Annotated in this window: 13 protein-coding genes and 1 tRNA gene; 11 read left to right on the top strand and 3 right to left on the bottom strand. The window is 57.3% G+C overall.

Features of this window, described 5'->3' with window-relative positions; all coding sequences use genetic code 11:
* Positions 1 to 12: 12 nt before the first annotated feature.
* The gene (locus tag Q3970_RS05790) at positions 13 to 1,803 is read left to right on the top strand and encodes an assimilatory sulfite reductase (NADPH) flavoprotein subunit (protein WP_303099648.1); all 1,791 of its coding nucleotides are present in this window, start codon (positions 13 to 15) and stop codon (positions 1,801 to 1,803) included.
* Between the two features lie 403 nt (positions 1,804 to 2,206).
* Here Q3970_RS05790 and leuB read toward each other — a convergent pair whose 3' ends face one another.
* Positions 2,207 to 3,277, bottom strand: coding sequence for a 3-isopropylmalate dehydrogenase (gene leuB / locus Q3970_RS05795; protein ID WP_303099649.1), 1,071 nt, complete (start codon positions 3,275 to 3,277; stop codon positions 2,207 to 2,209).
* Positions 3,278 to 3,589: 312 nt separating this feature from the next.
* Here leuB and Q3970_RS05800 point away from each other — a divergent pair, with 312 nt between their 5' ends.
* The 4 genes from Q3970_RS05800 (at position 3,590) to Q3970_RS05815 (ending at position 7,974) form a co-directional block, all read left to right on the top strand.
* Complete coding sequence (locus Q3970_RS05800; protein WP_303099677.1) at positions 3,590 to 4,369, top strand: RNA methyltransferase; 780 nt, start codon at positions 3,590 to 3,592, stop codon at positions 4,367 to 4,369.
* A 71-nt stretch (positions 4,370 to 4,440) separates the two neighbouring features.
* Positions 4,441 to 5,094: a YecA family protein gene (locus tag Q3970_RS05805; protein WP_303099650.1), complete on the top strand. Its 654-nt coding sequence runs from the start codon at positions 4,441 to 4,443 to the stop codon at positions 5,092 to 5,094.
* Between the two features lie 185 nt (positions 5,095 to 5,279).
* Positions 5,280 to 6,062: a peptidoglycan editing factor PgeF gene (gene pgeF, locus Q3970_RS05810; RefSeq protein ID WP_303099651.1), complete on the top strand. Its 783-nt coding sequence runs from the start codon at positions 5,280 to 5,282 to the stop codon at positions 6,060 to 6,062.
* Positions 6,063 to 6,258: 196 nt separating this feature from the next.
* Positions 6,259 to 7,974, top strand: a complete 1,716-nt coding sequence (locus Q3970_RS05815; RefSeq protein WP_303099652.1) for a proline--tRNA ligase — start codon at positions 6,259 to 6,261, stop codon at positions 7,972 to 7,974.
* Positions 7,975 to 8,517: 543 nt separating this feature from the next.
* Here Q3970_RS05815 and pnp read toward each other — a convergent pair.
* On the bottom strand, positions 8,518 to 10,641 hold the full coding sequence (gene pnp / locus Q3970_RS05820; RefSeq protein WP_303099653.1) for a polyribonucleotide nucleotidyltransferase: 2,124 nt from the start codon (positions 10,639 to 10,641) through the stop codon (positions 8,518 to 8,520).
* A 304-nt stretch (positions 10,642 to 10,945) separates the two neighbouring features.
* Positions 10,946 to 11,021: transfer RNA gene (locus Q3970_RS05825), tRNA-Glu, on the bottom strand.
* 120 nt (positions 11,022 to 11,141) lie between these two features.
* On the opposite strand from Q3970_RS05825, the gene Q3970_RS05830 reads away from it, so the two are divergent.
* From Q3970_RS05830 to Q3970_RS05855, 6 genes are all read left to right on the top strand, one after another.
* A complete protein-coding gene (locus Q3970_RS05830) occupies positions 11,142 to 12,041 on the top strand; it encodes a recombination-associated protein RdgC (protein WP_303099654.1) in 900 nt (299 codons plus the stop codon).
* A gap of 85 nt (positions 12,042 to 12,126) precedes the next feature.
* Complete coding sequence (gene dcd, locus Q3970_RS05835; protein WP_303099655.1) at positions 12,127 to 12,693, top strand: dCTP deaminase; 567 nt, start codon at positions 12,127 to 12,129, stop codon at positions 12,691 to 12,693.
* Between the two features lie 280 nt (positions 12,694 to 12,973).
* Positions 12,974 to 13,702: a leucyl/phenylalanyl-tRNA--protein transferase gene (gene aat, locus Q3970_RS05840; protein ID WP_303099656.1), complete on the top strand. Its 729-nt coding sequence runs from the start codon at positions 12,974 to 12,976 to the stop codon at positions 13,700 to 13,702.
* Positions 13,703 to 13,801: 99 nt separating this feature from the next.
* The gene (gene dapD, locus Q3970_RS05845) at positions 13,802 to 14,623 is read left to right on the top strand and encodes a 2,3,4,5-tetrahydropyridine-2,6-dicarboxylate N-succinyltransferase (RefSeq protein WP_303099657.1); all 822 of its coding nucleotides are present in this window, start codon (positions 13,802 to 13,804) and stop codon (positions 14,621 to 14,623) included.
* A gap of 154 nt (positions 14,624 to 14,777) precedes the next feature.
* The gene (gene upp / locus Q3970_RS05850) at positions 14,778 to 15,404 is read left to right on the top strand and encodes a uracil phosphoribosyltransferase (protein WP_085366239.1); all 627 of its coding nucleotides are present in this window, start codon (positions 14,778 to 14,780) and stop codon (positions 15,402 to 15,404) included.
* 44 nt (positions 15,405 to 15,448) lie between these two features.
* The gene (locus tag Q3970_RS05855; protein ID WP_303099658.1) at positions 15,449 to 15,766 is read left to right on the top strand and encodes a DUF2322 family protein; all 318 of its coding nucleotides are present in this window, start codon (positions 15,449 to 15,451) and stop codon (positions 15,764 to 15,766) included.
* Positions 15,767 to 15,786: the final 20 nt, after the last annotated feature.

Genomic DNA, 15,786 nt, shown 5'->3' on the forward strand with positions numbered 1-15,786 from the left:
AGGAAACCTTGCATGAGCCAAGCCAATCCGCTGCCGCCCGAACTGTTTGCCCGGTTAGACGCGCTTTCGCCCACCCAGTTGGCGTGGCTGTCGGGTTATTGTTGGGCGCAAAGCCGGCAGGGCAACGCCGCTCAGACGGCCTTTGCCGATCCGGCCGAAGCTGCCGCCGCACCTGCCGCCGCGCCGCGCCGCGTTACCGTGCTGTCGGCCTCGCAAACCGGCAACGCCCGCCGCGTGGCCGCCGATCTGCTGGTGAGGCTCGAGTCGGCAGGCATAAACGCGCGTTTGGTGGCGGCGGCCGATTTCAAGAGCAAAACGCTGCCCGAAGAAGATATTGTTTTAATGGTAACGTCCACCCAGGGCGAGGGCGAGCCGCCCGAAGAAGCCGTGCCGCTCTACAAGCTGCTGTTCGGCAAAAAAGCCCCCGACCTGAGCAAACTGAGCTTTGCCGTGTTGGGGCTGGGCGATTCTTCTTATCCGAAGTTCTGCCAGGCCGGCAAAGATTTCGACGGCAGGCTGTCCGAGCTGGGCGCCACCCGTTTGAGCGCGCTTGGCGAATGCGATCTGGATTTTCAGGCCGCCGCGGCTGCGTGGATTGAAACCACCGCCGCCAAAGTGGCCGAACTGTGTTCGCAGGCCGCGCCGGTTTCAGACGGCCTCAAAGCCGCCGCCGCGCCGGCCGCACAGCTTTACAGCAAAGAGCAGCCTTTCACCGCCACGCTTTCCGTGCGCCAGAAAATTACCGCCCGCAATGCCGAAAAAGATGTGGAACACATCGAAATCGACTTAACCGGCTCCGGCATCCGCTACCAAACCGGCGACGCGCTGGGCATCTGGCCGCTCAACGCACCGGGGCTGGTGGCGGAGATTCTGGCTTTAAACGGCTTGAACGGCAGCGAAACCGTAGTGCTGGCCGACGGCAGCGAAACCGATATTCGGACGGCCTTGACCGAACACGCCGACATCACCCGAAACACCCCCGCATTCGTGCAGCAGTATGCCGTTTTGAGCGGCAGCGAAGAATTGCAGCGCACGGTTGAAAACCCCGAAGCGCTCGATACCTATCTTGCCGCCACGCCGCCCGTGGGCGTGTTGGCCGCGTTTACGCACCCGCTCGACGCGCAAACCTTGTTCGGCCTGTTCCGCGCGCAAACCCCGCGCCTGTATTCCATCGCCTCGGCGCAAGACGAAGTGGGCGACGAAGTGCACCTCACCGTGGGCATGGTGCGCTACGAACACCACGGCAATACCTACACCGGCGCCGCCTCGGGCTTTATCGGCGAAGAGCTTGAAGAAGGCGGCAGCGTGCGCGTGTTTGTCGAACCCAACCCGCATTTCCGCCTGCCCGAAAACGGCGACACGCCCGTGATTATGATAGGCGCGGGAACCGGCATCGCCCCGTTCCGCGCCTTTATGCAGCAGCGCGAAGCCGACGGCAGCGGCGGCAAAAACTGGCTGGTGTTCGGCAACCGGCGCTTTACCGACGATTTCCTTTATCAGGCCGAATGGCTGCAATACCGCAAATCCGGCCTGCTCACCCGCGCTGATCTGGCGTGGAGCAGGCAGGGCAAAGAAAAAGTGTATGTGCAGCACAAGCTGGCCGAAAACGCCGCCGAAGTGTGGGCCTGGCTGCAACAGGGCGCGCATATTTATGTGTGCGGCGACGCCGCCCGCATGGCGCGCGACGTGGAAAACACACTCTTGGACATTATCGCCGCGCAAGGCAAACTCAGCCGCGACGATGCCGAAGATTATCTGAACGGTTTGCGCGAAGAGAAACGCTACCAGCGCGATGTTTACTGACCGCAGCACGGTGTTTCAGACGGCCTTGAAAAAGGTTTCGGGCCGTCTGAAATGCCTGACCGCCGTTGTGTCCGGGCTTGACCCGAGTATCTGTTATTTCTGTTGAAACAAAAATATGCCCGGGTTGAGTATGGGCATGATGCAAGTGTTTTAAGGTATCGAAAAAAATTCTGCAAAGATAACAGGCCGTCTGAAAAAGTTTTTCAGACGGCCTGTTATTTTGTATTGCAGCTAACAATAATTGATTTGCCGAGACCTTTGCCACCCCCCCCCATCTGCGGCGCATTTCTGCGTTGTGTGCTGCCTGCCCGCTTGCCTATCGTGTGATATGTCTGCGCCCGCTGCGCTGCTACGCCTTAAACTGCATCCACATCCGGGGGCAAAGGTCTCTTGCCATATCAACTTACAACGCCGCCAGCACGGCATCGCCCATTTCGGAGCAGGAAACCGGACGCATGCCTTCTTCGCAGATGTCGGCGGTGCGGCAGCCTTGTTCCAACACTTTCTGCACGGCCTGTTCGATTTGCTGCGCGCGTGCTTCGTCGTTCAGGCTGTAGCGCACCAGCATGGCGAGCGACAGAATCGTGGCCAGCGGGTTGGCTTTGTTTTGGCCGGCGATGTCGGGCGCGGAGCCGTGCGAAGGTTCGTATAAGCCTTTGCCGGTTTCGTTCAGCGAGGCCGAGGGCAGCATACCGATGGAGCCGGTGAGCATCGAGGCTTGGTCGGAAAGGATGTCGCCGAAGATATTGCCGGTGGCGATCACGTCGAACTGTTTGGGCGCGCGCACGAGCTGCATGGCGGCGTTGTCGACATACATATGGCTCAGTTCCACATCGGGGTAGTCTTTGGCGGTTTGGTTGAAAATCTCTTTCCACAACTCGGTGGTTTCCAGCACGTTGGCTTTATCCACCGAACACAGTTTCTTGCCGCGTTTCTGCGCGGCTTCAAAGGCCACTTTGGCGATGCGGCGGATTTCGCCCTCGCTGTATTTCATGGTGTTGAAACCTTCGCGCTCGCCGTTTTCCAGCGTGCGGATGCCGCGCGGCTCGCCGAAATAAATGTCGCCGGTGAGTTCGCGCACAATCAGAATATCCAAACCGGCCACCACTTCGGGCTTCAGGGTGGAGGCGTTGGCCAGCTCTTTATAAAGAATGGCGGGGCGCAGGTTGGCAAACAGGTTCAGGTCTTTGCGGATGGCCAACAGGCCGCGCTCGGGGCGCAGCGGCCGGTCGAGGTTGTCGTATTGCGGGCCGCCCACCGCGCCCAGCAGCACCGCATCGGCGGCGCGGCACAGGTTTTGGGTGAATTCGGGATAGGGGTGGCCGTATTCGTCGTAGCCTGCGCCGCCGATGGGGGCGTATTGGTATTGCACGTCGAGGCCGTCTGAAATCAGTTTGTCCAACACGCGCACGGCTTGGGCGGTGATTTCGGGGCCGATGCCGTCGCCGGGCAGAATGGCGATTTGTTTGCTCATTTCGGGTTTCCTTTGTCGATAGGTTGGCTGAACGGGCCTGATTGTACCGTTTTTCATTAAGAAAATGTTGCTGCCGGCAAGGTTTTTCAGACGGCCTCTGAGCCGATAAATCCTCATGCCGTCTGAAAAACATTATGAGGCCTTTGCAAAACCGTCAGATGTGGATGCAGTTCAAGGCGTAGCAGCGCAGCGAGCGCAGACATAACATGAAGTTAGGCAAGCGAGCGAGTAGTACCCTAAAGGGCATAAACGCACAACGCAGAAATGCGCCGCAGATGGCGGTTTTGCAAAGGTCTCATTATAATGCCGTCTATGAAACAGATTACCTCCGCCAGCAACGGACAGCTCAAACATGCGGCAAAACTGCTCTCCCACGGTAAAACCCGCCGCGAACACGGCCAAACCGTGCTTGAAGGCGTGCACCTTTTACAGGTTTATTTGCAGGCGGGCGGTGAACCGCTTCAGGTTTATGTGCCCGAAAACAAACGGCATCTGCACGAAGTGGCGGCTTTGCTGGCGCAGCTGCCCGAAAACCGGATTACGCTGGCATCGGCGGGCGTGCTCTCGAAAATCAGCGGCCTTGCCGAAGCCGAGGAAGTGCTGGCGTTAATCGAAATTCCCGTATCCGGCGCATTGCCGCAGCAGGGCGACTGCGTGGTGCTCGACCGCGTGCAAGACCCGGGCAACGTCGGCACCATCATGCGCAGCGCGGCGGCAGCGGGCGTGCAGCAGCTGGTTTTGGGCAGAGACTGCGCCGATGTGTGGTCGCCGAAAGTTTTGCGCGCCGGCATGGGGGCGCACTTTCTGCTGAATGTGTTTGACCGCGCCGATTTGGCGCAATGGTGCGCGGGCTACGGCGGCAACGTTTGGGCAACCGCTTTATCCGAAACAAACGAGCGCAACCTTTACCGCATGGATTTAACCCGCCCCGCCGCCTGGGTATTCGGCAACGAAGGCAGCGGCGTGGATGCGGAACTGCTGGCGCGCGTAACCGGCTGCGTGAAAATACCCATGGCAGGGCAAACCGAATCGCTCAACGTGGCGATGGCGGCAACGGTGTGTTTGTTTGAGCAGATGCGCCAGCGGCTTTAGTTATATTTTTCAGACGGCCTGTTACCTAAAAAGGCCGTCTGAACCGAATCATCCATAAGGAACACTCAATAATGTTTGACGAATCTTCACAACAACGGCTCGCGCAGCTGCTCGATTCCAAAGCGGAAACCGGCGCCACCATGCGCTGCGACGAAGTGCAGGCGTATATGCTGGCGCTGTTAACCGGCCCCGACGAGCTGAACACCGGCGAATGGCTGCCCGAAGTAACGGGCGGCGAACACCTGTTTACCCCGGCCGAAGAGCAGGAAATCGAATCGCTGGTGCTGGAGATGGTGCTCGATATGCGCATGAAGCTCGACGGCAGAATGCTGCCCGACTTATGGCTGTATGACGACGAAGCGGGCAACCCCGATTTCCACACCTGGTGCAACGCTTATCTGTATGCGCTCGACGTGGTGCCTACCGACTGGTTCGAGGCCGCCAACGACGAAGAATTCGAAGATTTGTTCTACCCCATCATGGCGCTGGGCGGTATTTACGACGAAGACGAAAACGGCGAAATGGTGCTGCACCTCACCAACCGCGAGTTAACCCAGCTCGAATCCGAGCTGCCCCATGTGCTGCTGGATATTTATTACTATTGGCAGAGCGTGAAAAACAAACCGCAAACCGTGCGCCGCGAAGGTGCCAAAATAGGCCGTAACGACCCCTGCCCGTGCGGCAGCGGTAAAAAATACAAAACCTGCTGCGGCCAAGAGCGGTAAATATCAGGCCGAGACTTTTGCAAAAATCCGTTTTAACGCTGAATTTATTTATATTTCGTCATGCTCGGGCTTGACCCGAGTATGACGCAAGTGTTTTAAGGTGCCGGAAAGAATTTTGCAAAGGCCTCAGGCCGTCTGAAAACATTTCAGACGGCCTCAACCCACCACCAAGCGGACTTTCATTAATGAACCGATTCGATTTAAACGCCGCCATCGGCATCAACCGCAGCGATGCCCCGTTTTTCCAAGCCGAATGGCCGGCGCCCGCCAATGTGAAAACCCTGATCACTACCCGCAACGGCGGCGTAAGCGAAGGCATATACCGCAGCCTGAACGTGGGCGCGCATGTGGGCGACAACCCTAGTCATGTGCAGAAAAACCGCGAAACAGTCGGGCGGCAAACCGGCGTGCCGGTGGTGTATCTCAACCAAATCCACAGCACTGTTGTGGTCAATGCCGCCGACCATATCGGCGGCACACCGCCCGATGCCGATGCCTCGTTCGACACCACCGGCACCGCCGCCTGCGCCAGCATGACCGCCGACTGCCTGCCCGTGCTGTTTTGCGACCGCGCAGGCACGGTGGTGGCCGCCGCACACGCAGGCTGGCGCGGCCTGGCAGGCGGCGTGCTGCAAAACACCATTGCCGCCATGAACGTGCCGCCCGTTGAAATCATGGCCTATCTCGGCCCCGCCATCGGCCCCGAAGCCTTCGAAGTAGGGCAGGATGTTTACGATGCCTTCTGCGCGAAAAACCCCGCTGCCCCTCAGGCCTTCGAACCGATAGGAGGCGGCAAATACCTGGCCGACATTTACCGTCTCGCCCGCTTAGTGCTGCAAAACGAAGGCGTGGGTATGATTTACGGCGGCAACCGCTGTACCGTGCTGGAGCGCGACACCTTTTTCTCTTACCGCCGCGACGGCCAAACCGGCCGCATGGTCAGCGTAATCTGGCTGGAAAAACAGTAGTTTTAAAAGCGCGGCCGATAAGCGCGGATATTTCAATAACAGGCCGTCTGAAAAAATTGCCCGCTTTCAGACGGCCTGAATTTTTGCAAAGATTTCCTCCCTGCGGTTTAACGCGAAAAGCCGCCGAATGCTTGCCGAAAACGCAGGTATTGGGGTATGGTGTCGCTTTCTTTATCCAACCGACTGCCGAAACATCATGAAAGCCAGCCGATTTTTCATTTCCACCTTAAAAGAAGCACCCGCAGAAGCCGTGCTGCCCAGCCATAAGTTAATGATACGCGCCGGCCTGATTAAAGCCGCCGCTTCGGGTTTGTACACCTGGATGCCGATGGGCCTGCGCGTTTTGCGCAAAGTGGAAAACATCGTGCGCGAAGAAATGAACCGTGCCGGCAGCGTAGAATTGCTGATGCCCGTGGTGCAGCCCGCCGAACTGTGGCAGGAATCCGGCCGCTGGGAGTTTTACGGTAAAGAATTGCTGCGCATCAAAGACCGACACGGGCGCGATTTCTGCATGGGGCCGACCTGCGAAGAAGTGATTACCGACATCGTGCGCAAAGAAATCACCAGCTATAAGCAGCTGCCGAAAAACTTCTACCATATCCAGACCAAATTCCGCGACGAAGTCCGCCCCCGTTTCGGCGTGATGCGCGCGCGCGAGTTCGTGATGAAGGATGCCTATTCGTTCCACGCCGATTACGAATCGCTGGTGCGCGACGGCTATCAACCCATGTATGAAGCCTATTGCCGCATTTTCGACCGTTTGGGCCTGAACTACCGCCCCGTCGCCGCCGACACCGGCAGCATCGGCGGCACCGGTTCGCACGAATTCCAAGTGCTGGCCGACAGCGGCGAAGACGTGATTGCCTACAGTGACGCTTCCGATTACGCCGCCAACGTCGAACTGGCACAAACCCTGCCGCAGGCCGGCGAACGCGCCGCCGCCGCAGAAGCACTCACCAAAGTGCACACGCCCAACGTGAAAACCATCGCCGCTTTGGTTGAATTTTTGAATATCCCCATTGAGCGTACGCTGAAATCCATCGTGGTGGAGGGCGAAGAAGAAGGCGGAATCGTGCTGCTGCTGTTGCGCGGCGATCATGAGTTCAACGACATCAAAGCCGAAAAGCTGCCCGCCGTGAAATCCCCGTTAACCATGGCATCGCCCGAAGCCGTTCAGACGGCCTTCGGCGCCAACGGCGGCTCGCTCGGCCCGGTGGGTTTCATAGGCAAAGTCTATGCCGACTACGCCTGCGAAAAACTCGCCGACACCGTTATCGGCGCCAATGAAGACGACTACCACTACACCGGTTTCAACTTCGGCCGCGACTGCCCCGAGCCGGAATTCGTCGATTTGCGCAACGTGGTGGAGGGCGATCCCAGCCCCTGCGGGCAAGGCCGTCTGAAACTGGCGCACGGCATCGAAGTAGGGCATGTATTCCAACTGCGCGATAAATACTCCCAAGCCATGAACGCATCCTTCCTCGACAACAACGGCAAAGCGCAAATCATGGAAATGGGCTGCTACGGCATCGGTATCACCCGCATCGTGGCCGCCGCCATCGAGCAGAACAATGATGAGCGCGGCATTATCTGGACCGACGCGATGGCGCCGTTCCAAGCCGTTATTGTGCCGATGAACTATAAAAAATCCGACGCGGTGAAAGAAGCTGCCGACAAGATTTATGCGGAACTCTTAAGCGCAGGCGTGGACGTGCTGCTCGACGACCGCGACGAGCGCGCCGGCGTATTGCTCAACGATTCGGAACTGCTCGGCATTCCCCACCGTATCGTTATCGGCGACCGCGGCCTGAAGGAAGGCATGGTCGAATACGCCCGCCGGACCGGCGGCGAAACGCAAAGCGTAGCGGTGGAAGAAGCTGCCGCCAAAGTGTTAGCCGCGCTGAACGCCTGATAACGCCGCCGCTGCGTTAATTGCCGACAGACCCCGGGTCGGGCCGTCTGAAATTGAACTGCCTCCGAATCTCGGATAATCTAAAAATCTGTTTCAGATAGTCTTTTCCGGCATGCCGGCGGTAAACACGCGTGTATGTGTTTGGTTTTCATGGACTCTGCCAGTGGATTTTGAAGTGGCGGTGCCACACAGGCGGATTATCCGACGGCAGGTGCGCGCACGAGACTTGGAGGTGCTCTGCGGTGCACTGTGATAATGGAGTACGGCCCGGTATTTGAAGTATGGGGTAACCACCCCTAGATGCGGATGCAGTTCAAGGCGTAGCAGCGCGGCGGGCAGACATAACATGGAGTTAGGCAGGCGGGTGAGCAGCGCACAACGCAGAAATGCGCCGCAGATAGGTTTTTTGTAAAGGCCTCGGGGTATATTGGAACATAAAAAACTGCACCTTTCTAAGCCGGGGTGTCCAACTTTTTGGGTGCAGTTTAATTTTTTTGTGTGTTGTTTTCAGACGGCCTGTTCCGCACTTAAGCGGTTAACCCGTTATTCCCCGGCGGGAGTCGCTGCTTGCGCAGGGGCTTCCAGCAAGGCTTTGATAGACAGGCGCACGCGGCCGCGGTCGTCAACTTCCACCGCTTTCACGTTTACCGTTTGGCCCACTTGCAGATAGTCGCTCACGTTGCGCACGCGCTCGTGGGCGATTTGGCTGATGTGCACCAAGCCGTCTTTACCGGGAATCACCGAAACGATGGCGCCGACGTTGTTGTCGAGCAGTTTCAGCACCGTGCCGGTGTAAACCTTGCCCACTTCCACTTCGGCAGTGATTTCTTCGATGCGTTTCTTCGCCGCTTCGCCCGCTTCGGCGGTGGTGGCGGCGATGGTTACGGTGCCGTCGTCGGCGATGTTGATCTCGGTGCCGGTTTCGGCGGTAATGCCGCGGATGGTTTCGCCGCCCTTACCGATAACATCACGGATTTTGTCTTGGTGGATTTTCATGGTAAACAAGCGCGGGGCGTGGGCCGACAGCTCTTGCGGGCCGTCAACCGCTTCTTTCATCTGCGCCAGGATGTGCATACGCGCTTCTTTGGCCTGTTCCAAAGCAATCTGCATGATTTCTTTGGTGATACCCTGGATTTTGATGTCCATTTGCAGCGCGGTTACGCCGTTGGTGGTACCGGCCACTTTGAAATCCATGTCGCCCAAGTGGTCTTCGTCGCCCAAAATGTCGGTTAATACGGCGAACTTGTTGTTTTCGAGAATCAGACCCATGGCGATACCGGCAACGTGTGCTTTCAGCGGCACGCCGGCCGAAAGCAGGCTCAGGCAGCCGCCGCACACGGAAGCCATGGAAGAGGAACCGTTAGACTCGGTGATTTCGGAAACCACGCGCATGGTGTAGCTGAACTCTTCGGGAGAAGGCAGCACGGCCACCAACGCGCGTTTGGCCAAACGGCCGTGGCCGATTTCGCGGCGTTTGGGCGCGCCCATGCGGCCGACTTCCCCGGTGGAATACGGCGGGAAGTTGTAGTGCAGCATAAAACGGTCGGTGTATTCGCCGCTCAGGGCATCGATGATTTGCTCGTCGCGCGAGGTACCCAAAGTGGCAACGGCCAGCGCCTGGGTTTCGCCGCGGGTAAACAGGGCGGAGCCGTGGGTGCGCGGCAACACGCCGGTTTGGATGTTGATGGGGCGCACGGTGCGGGTGTCGCGGCCGTCGATGCGCGGCTGGCCGTCGAGAATCTGGCCGCGGACCACGTCGGCTTCCAGCTGTTTGAAGATGCCTTTGATTTGGTTGGCGCGCAAAGTGTCGGTTTCTTCGGTAACCAGCGCGTCTTTTACTGCCGCCCATGCTTCGTCGAGTTTGGCCGAACGGGCTTGTTTCTGGCGGATTTTGAATGCTTCGGAAATGGTGGCGCCGGCGATTTCGCGGATTTTTTCCACCAGCGCGGTATCGGTTTCGGGAGCCTGCCAATCCCACACTTCGGGGTTCACTTCGTCGGCCAGCTCGTTGATGGCGTTAATCACCGCCTGCATCTGCTCATGGCCGTACACCACCGCGCCCAGCATCACGTGCTCGGGCAGTTCGCGCGCTTCCGATTCCACCATCAGCACGGCTTTCTGCGTGCCGGCCACCACCAGATCCATTTGCGAACGGGCAAGCTGGGCTTTGGTGGGGTTGAGCACATAAACGTTGTTCACATAACCTACGCGGGCGGCGCCGATGGGGCCGGCAAACGGCACGCCGCTCAACACGAGCGCGGCGGATGCGCCGATCATGGCGGGGATGTCGGAATCGATTTCGGGGTCGACGGAAACCACCATCGCCACCACTTGGATATCGTGGTAGAAGCCTTCGGGGAACAGCGGGCGGATGGGGCGGTCGATCAGGCGGCTGGTGAGGATTTCTTTTTCGCTCTGTTTGCCTTCGCGTTTGAAGAAACCGCCGGGGATTTTGCCTGCGGCGTAGGTGCGCTCGAGATAATCTACGGTGAGGGGGAAGAAATCCTGGCCTTCTTTAACGTCTTTGTTGGCGGTAACGGCCACCAGCACGACGGTGTCGCCCATCGATACTTTTACCGCTGCTGCGGCCTGGCGGGCGATTTCGCCGGTTTCGATGGTTACGGTTTGCCCGCCGTATTGGAAGGTTTTAACGTGTTTGTTAAACATTCTATGCCTTTCGGTTAGGGCCTCCGCCGCTAAAACACTAATGATGCACACATCTTATATGTGCATGGTTAGGGTTTCAGGCGGGCTTTGGCCGGGTTGGTTATAAAATTTTTTCAGACGGCCTGCCGGCGCCGTCTGAAAAAAGTGATTATAACGTTAAAAGGCTCGGAATCCAAACAGTATAAAGAATATGCAAGATACGCCGCCGCATTTTCAGGCAGCGGGAAATTTTTGCGAAACGCATAAAAGCCCTGCATGGTTTGCAGGGCTTTTTAAAAACGGTGCCTGACGGATTTTGGCAAACTGGCACGCCCACGGGGATTCGAACCCCGGTTGCCGCCGTGAAAGGGCAGTGTCCTAGGCCTCTAGACGATGGGCGCGTAACCGAAGCGCGCACTATACCGATGCCGTTTGCGCTTGTCAATCGGGCAGGCCGGCGCAGCCTTTCAGACGGCCTTTGCCTGCTGTATAATGCGGCGGTTTCACTTCAGAGAAATGCCATGTGGTTCAAACAAATCAGTTTTTATCCTTTAAACAAAAGCAAACTGCCCGAGCTTGAAACGCTGGCGGGCAAACTTGCCGAAGCACAGTTCGCCCCCTGCTCGGGTTTGGACTGGTTCAGTGAGGGCTTTGCCGCGCCGGTGCCGTTTTCGCCCGAAACGGTGTTCCCCGCCGATTATACTTGGCGCGTGGCGCTGAAAAAAGAAGAAAAAGTGCTGCCTGCCGGCGTTATCCGCGATATTCTGGAAGAGCGCGTGGCTGAGATTCAAAACGCCGAAGCGCGTAATGTGGGCCGTAAAGAAAAACAGGAATTAAAAGAACAGATTACCGATGATTTGCTGCCGCGTGCCTTTACCCGCAGCAGCCGCACGCAGGCCGTTTTCGACACCAAACACGGCTATCTGTTTGTGAACAATGCTTCCGCAACCAAAGCCGAAGGCATGCTCACCAAGCTGCGCGAAGCGCTGGGCGGTTTGGAGGCGGTTCTGCCCAACACCAAACAGTCGCCGGGCAGCCTGATGACAAGCTGGCTGTTGCAGGGTGCAGCCGAGGGCGGTTTCGAGCTGGACAGCGACTGCGAGCTGAAAGGCACGGGCGATGTGGCGCCGGTGGTGAAAGTATCGAAGCAGGATTTAACCGCCGACGAAGTGATCCAACACGTTAAAAACGGCAAAACCGTTACCCAACTGGGTTTGGTGTGGCGCGAACAGATTGCGTTCGTGCTCACGCAGGATTTCACGCTCAAGCGAATCCAGTATCTCGACGTGTTGCAGGAAGAAGCCGAAGGCCACGGCGACGATGCGGCCAGCCTGGCTTTTGCCTCGCAGATTCTGATGACCGAATCGTTAAGTACCATGCTGGAAGAGCTGGCAGGCTATTTGGGCGGCTGGCAGGAATAAAACGAGGCCGTCTGAAAAACCGCACGTTTAACGGTAGAATACGTTTTCAGACGGCCTGTGCAACCAAACAAGATTGAGGGAACTTATGAGCATCAAATCCGACAAATGGATACGCCGCATGAGCGAAGAGTTCGGCATGATTGAGCCTTACGAGCCTAACCAGGTGAAAGAAATCGACGGCCGCAAAATCATTTCATACGGCACGTCAAGCTACGGTTACGATATCCGCTGCGCCAACGAATTCAAGATTTTTACCAACATCAACAGCACCATCGTCGACCCGAAAAATTTCGATCCGAAAAATATCGTTACGGTAGAAGACGACTGCTGCATCATTCCGCCAAACTCTTTCGCCTTGGCGCGCACGGTGGAATATTTCCGCATTCCGCGCAACGTGTTAACCGTGTGCCTCGGCAAATCCACCTATGCGCGCTGCGGCATCATTGTGAACGTAACCCCGTTCGAGCCGGAATGGGAAGGCTACGTTACGCTGGAGTTTTCCAACACCACTCCGCTGCCCGCTAAAATCTATGCGGGCGAGGGCGTAGCGCAGGTGCTGTTTTTCGAAAGCGACGAAATATGCGAAACCTCTTATAAAGACCGCAGCGGTAAATATATGGGGCAAACCGGCGTTACCCTGCCGAAAACCTGATCTGTGTTCTGCCAAGGCGGCGCAAACCGGTGTTTCGGTTTGTGCCGTTTTTTTATATTCATTCCTCACTCCTTTGATAACGTAAAATAAGCACCATTCTGAAACCGAACCAACCGGCTTCCGGGGTATACCGGTATTTAACCTGCAAAACCGCGTATGGAAAAACACGGCAAGGCCGAATGCCGGCAAATCTAGAATTACTATTCTAAAACAGGCATTAAAATGCAACAAGGCTTTTACGGCCGCACCCGCCGTTATCTCTCACACAGGCCGTCTGAATATGGATATTCCTTTTCTGTCATCACATAACCACACCTTTCCCGACCCGTTGACAGCCGTTGCCGAGCGCGACGGTCTGGTGGCCGTTGGCGGCGATTTAAGCCCCGGGCGCCTGCTGGCCGCATATCCGCAGGGGATTTTTCCGTGGTATAGCGAAGGGCAGCCTATTTGCTGGTTTGCCCTCGCGCCGCGCACCGTGCTGTTCCCCGAAAAAATCCATATCGGCCGCTCGCTGCAAAAAAGCCTGCGCAACAAACCCTACGCCGTTACCGCCAACCACAGTTTTCCCGCCGTTATCGCCGCCTGTGCCGCCGTGCCGCGTGAGGGGCAGGATGGTACTTGGATTACCGGCGATATGCAGCGCGCCTACATCAAACTGCACGAAATGGGGCACGCACACTCTTTTGAATGCTGGTATCCCGACCAAACGGGCCGTCTGAAACTTGCCGGCGGGTTTTACGGCGTGCAAATCGGGCGGGTGTTTTTCGGCGAATCGATGTTTGCCGCACAGGCCGACGCTTCCAAAACCGCCTTCGCCCTCGCTGTGCCCTATCTGGCCGAATGCGGCATCGGATTAATCGACTGCCAGCAAAACACTCCGCACTTGGCGCGTTTCGGCTCCGAGCAGATGGATTTTGCAGACTTCCAAGCCGCCCTGCGGCGGCTGACCGCGCAGCCGCTTGCGCACTCCATAGGCAGCGGCGTATTGGCTGCCAACCGGATAAGCTGAGGCCGTCTGAAAACACGCAACCGTTTTTAGGTTAAAATACGTTCCTTTAATTTATCAAGGCCGTCTGAAAAGCCTTCCACCCCCAACCAGGAAAACAATATGTCATTACAAAACATCATCGAAACCGCGTTTGAAAACCGCGCCGACATCACCCCCGCCGGCGTTACCCCCGAAGTGAAGCAGGCCGTTGAAGAAACCCTGCGCCGGCTCGACAGTGGCGAATTGCGCGTGGCCGAACGCTTGGGCATGGGTCAATGGAAAGTTAACGAATGGGCGAAAAAAGCCGTGCTGCTTTCTTTCCGCATTGCCGACAACGAAGTGCAAAACGACGGCGTGAACAAATATTTCGATAAAGTGCCGACCAAATTCGCCGACTGGAGCGAAGAAGAATTCAAAACCGCCGGTTTCCGCGCCGTGCCCGGTGCCGTGGCCCGCCGCGGCAGTTTTGTCGCCAAAAACGTGGTGTTGATGCCCTCTTATGTCAACATCGGCGCTTATGTGGACGAAGGCGCGATGGTTGACACTTGGGCCACCGTCGGCTCATGCGCCCAAATCGGCAAAAACGTGCACTTGTCCGGCGGCGTGGGCATCGGCGGCGTGCTCGAACCCTTGCAGGCTTCGCCCACCATCATCGAAGACAACTGCTTTATCGGCGCACGCAGCGAAATCGTGGAAGGCGTGATTGTGGAAGAAGGCAGCGTGATTTCGATGGGCGTGTATATCGGCCAGTCCACCAAAATCTACGACCGCGAAACGGGCGAAATCCACTACGGCCGCGTGCCCGCAGGCTCGGTGGTGGTGGCCGGCAGCCTGCCCTCCGCCGACGGCAAATACAGCCTTTACTGCGCCGTTATCGTGAAAAAAGTGGACGCGCAAACCCGTGCCAAAACCAGCGTGAACGAGCTGCTGCGCGGCGTATAACCCACACCTTGCCCGTCTTGCAGAAAGGCCGTCTGAAAAACCGCACGCAACCGGTTTTCAGACGGCCTTTTTTCCCGCAGCCTCCCTTTCAAGCCTTTCCCGAATAGCCTTATAATAACCGCCGACTGCAAAAACACCGCTGAGAAAGCCCCTTATGAACATCACCATTATCAACCACCCTCTGGTCAAACATAAGCTCACCCTGATGCGCGAAGCAGAATGCAGCACGTTCAAATTCCGCACGCTCACCACCGAGCTGGCGCGGCTGATGGCCTATGAAGCCACCCGTGATTTCGACACCGAAAACTACATTATCGACGGCTGGTGCGGCGAAATCGAAGGTGAGCGCATCAAAGGCAAAACCCTAACCGTGGTGCCGATTCTGCGCGCCGGTTTGGGTATGCTCGACGGCGTTTTAGACTTAATCCCCACCGCCAAAATCAGCGTGGTCGGCCTGCAACGCGACGAAGAAACCCTCAAACCTGTGTCGTATTTCGAAAAATTCGTCGACAGCATGGACTCGCGCCCCGCCCTGATTATCGACCCCATGCTCGCCACCGGCGGTTCGATGGTCGCCACCATCGATCTCTTGAAACAGAAAGGCTGCCGCAACATCAAAGCACTGGTTTTGGTTGCCGCCCCCGAAGGTGTGAAAGCCGTGAACGACGCCCATCCCGACGTTACTATCTACACCGCCGCCCTCGACAGCCATCTCAACGAACACGGCTACATCATCCCCGGCCTGGGGGATGCGGGCGATAAGATTTTCGGTACGCGCTAAATCTTTCAGACGGCCTTTACTTTACCCGACATAAGGACACAACCATGAATTTCCAAGAAAACCTCGCCACCCTGCCCGCCATCGACCACTTGAGCGGTTTGAACGTATGCCGCGGAAACGGTGAAATCCTGCATCATATCCCCGCCGCTCCCGGCAAACTCGGCTCGCTCAAACTCTATCACGCGTTGTCGCAGGAATCCGGCGGCATACTCAATGCCGAAACCGCCGAACGCGGCCTCGCCCTGTTTGCCGAACACGTTGCCGATGCCGAAGCCAACCCCGGCAAACACCCTAATATCGATCTGCTGCTGCGTGTTAAAGCAGAAAACCTGACCCTGCACCTGCAACCTGTCGAGGCGTAAAATCCCGCTTTAATGTCTTA

This window comes from Neisseria sp. (genome assembly GCF_030530745.1).
Lineage (GTDB): Bacteria > Pseudomonadota > Gammaproteobacteria > Burkholderiales > Neisseriaceae > Neisseria.

What these genes read in the sequence shown, in the direction of transcription:
- Q3970_RS05805 (WP_303099650.1), top strand. Translation starts at nt 4,441, where the DNA reads ATGTTTGACGAATCTTCACAACAACGGCTCGCGCAGCTGCTCGATTCC.
- pnp (WP_303099653.1), bottom strand. Translation starts at nt 10,641, where the DNA reads ATGTTTAACAAACACGTTAAAACCTTCCAATACGGCGGGCAAACCGTA.
- Q3970_RS05815 (WP_303099652.1), top strand. Translation starts at nt 6,259, where the DNA reads ATGAAAGCCAGCCGATTTTTCATTTCCACCTTAAAAGAAGCACCCGCA.
- dcd (WP_303099655.1), top strand. Translation starts at nt 12,127, where the DNA reads ATGAGCATCAAATCCGACAAATGGATACGCCGCATGAGCGAAGAGTTC.
- Q3970_RS05800 (WP_303099677.1), top strand. Translation starts at nt 3,590, where the DNA reads ATGAAACAGATTACCTCCGCCAGCAACGGACAGCTCAAACATGCGGCA.
- pgeF (WP_303099651.1), top strand. Translation starts at nt 5,280, where the DNA reads ATGAACCGATTCGATTTAAACGCCGCCATCGGCATCAACCGCAGCGAT.
- aat (WP_303099656.1), top strand. Translation starts at nt 12,974, where the DNA reads ATGGATATTCCTTTTCTGTCATCACATAACCACACCTTTCCCGACCCG.
- Q3970_RS05790 (WP_303099648.1), top strand. Translation starts at nt 13, where the DNA reads ATGAGCCAAGCCAATCCGCTGCCGCCCGAACTGTTTGCCCGGTTAGAC.
- Q3970_RS05830 (WP_303099654.1), top strand. Translation starts at nt 11,142, where the DNA reads ATGTGGTTCAAACAAATCAGTTTTTATCCTTTAAACAAAAGCAAACTG.
- dapD (WP_303099657.1), top strand. Translation starts at nt 13,802, where the DNA reads ATGTCATTACAAAACATCATCGAAACCGCGTTTGAAAACCGCGCCGAC.
- leuB (WP_303099649.1), bottom strand. Translation starts at nt 3,277, where the DNA reads ATGAGCAAACAAATCGCCATTCTGCCCGGCGACGGCATCGGCCCCGAA.
- upp (WP_085366239.1), top strand. Translation starts at nt 14,778, where the DNA reads ATGAACATCACCATTATCAACCACCCTCTGGTCAAACATAAGCTCACC.
- Q3970_RS05855 (WP_303099658.1), top strand. Translation starts at nt 15,449, where the DNA reads ATGAATTTCCAAGAAAACCTCGCCACCCTGCCCGCCATCGACCACTTG.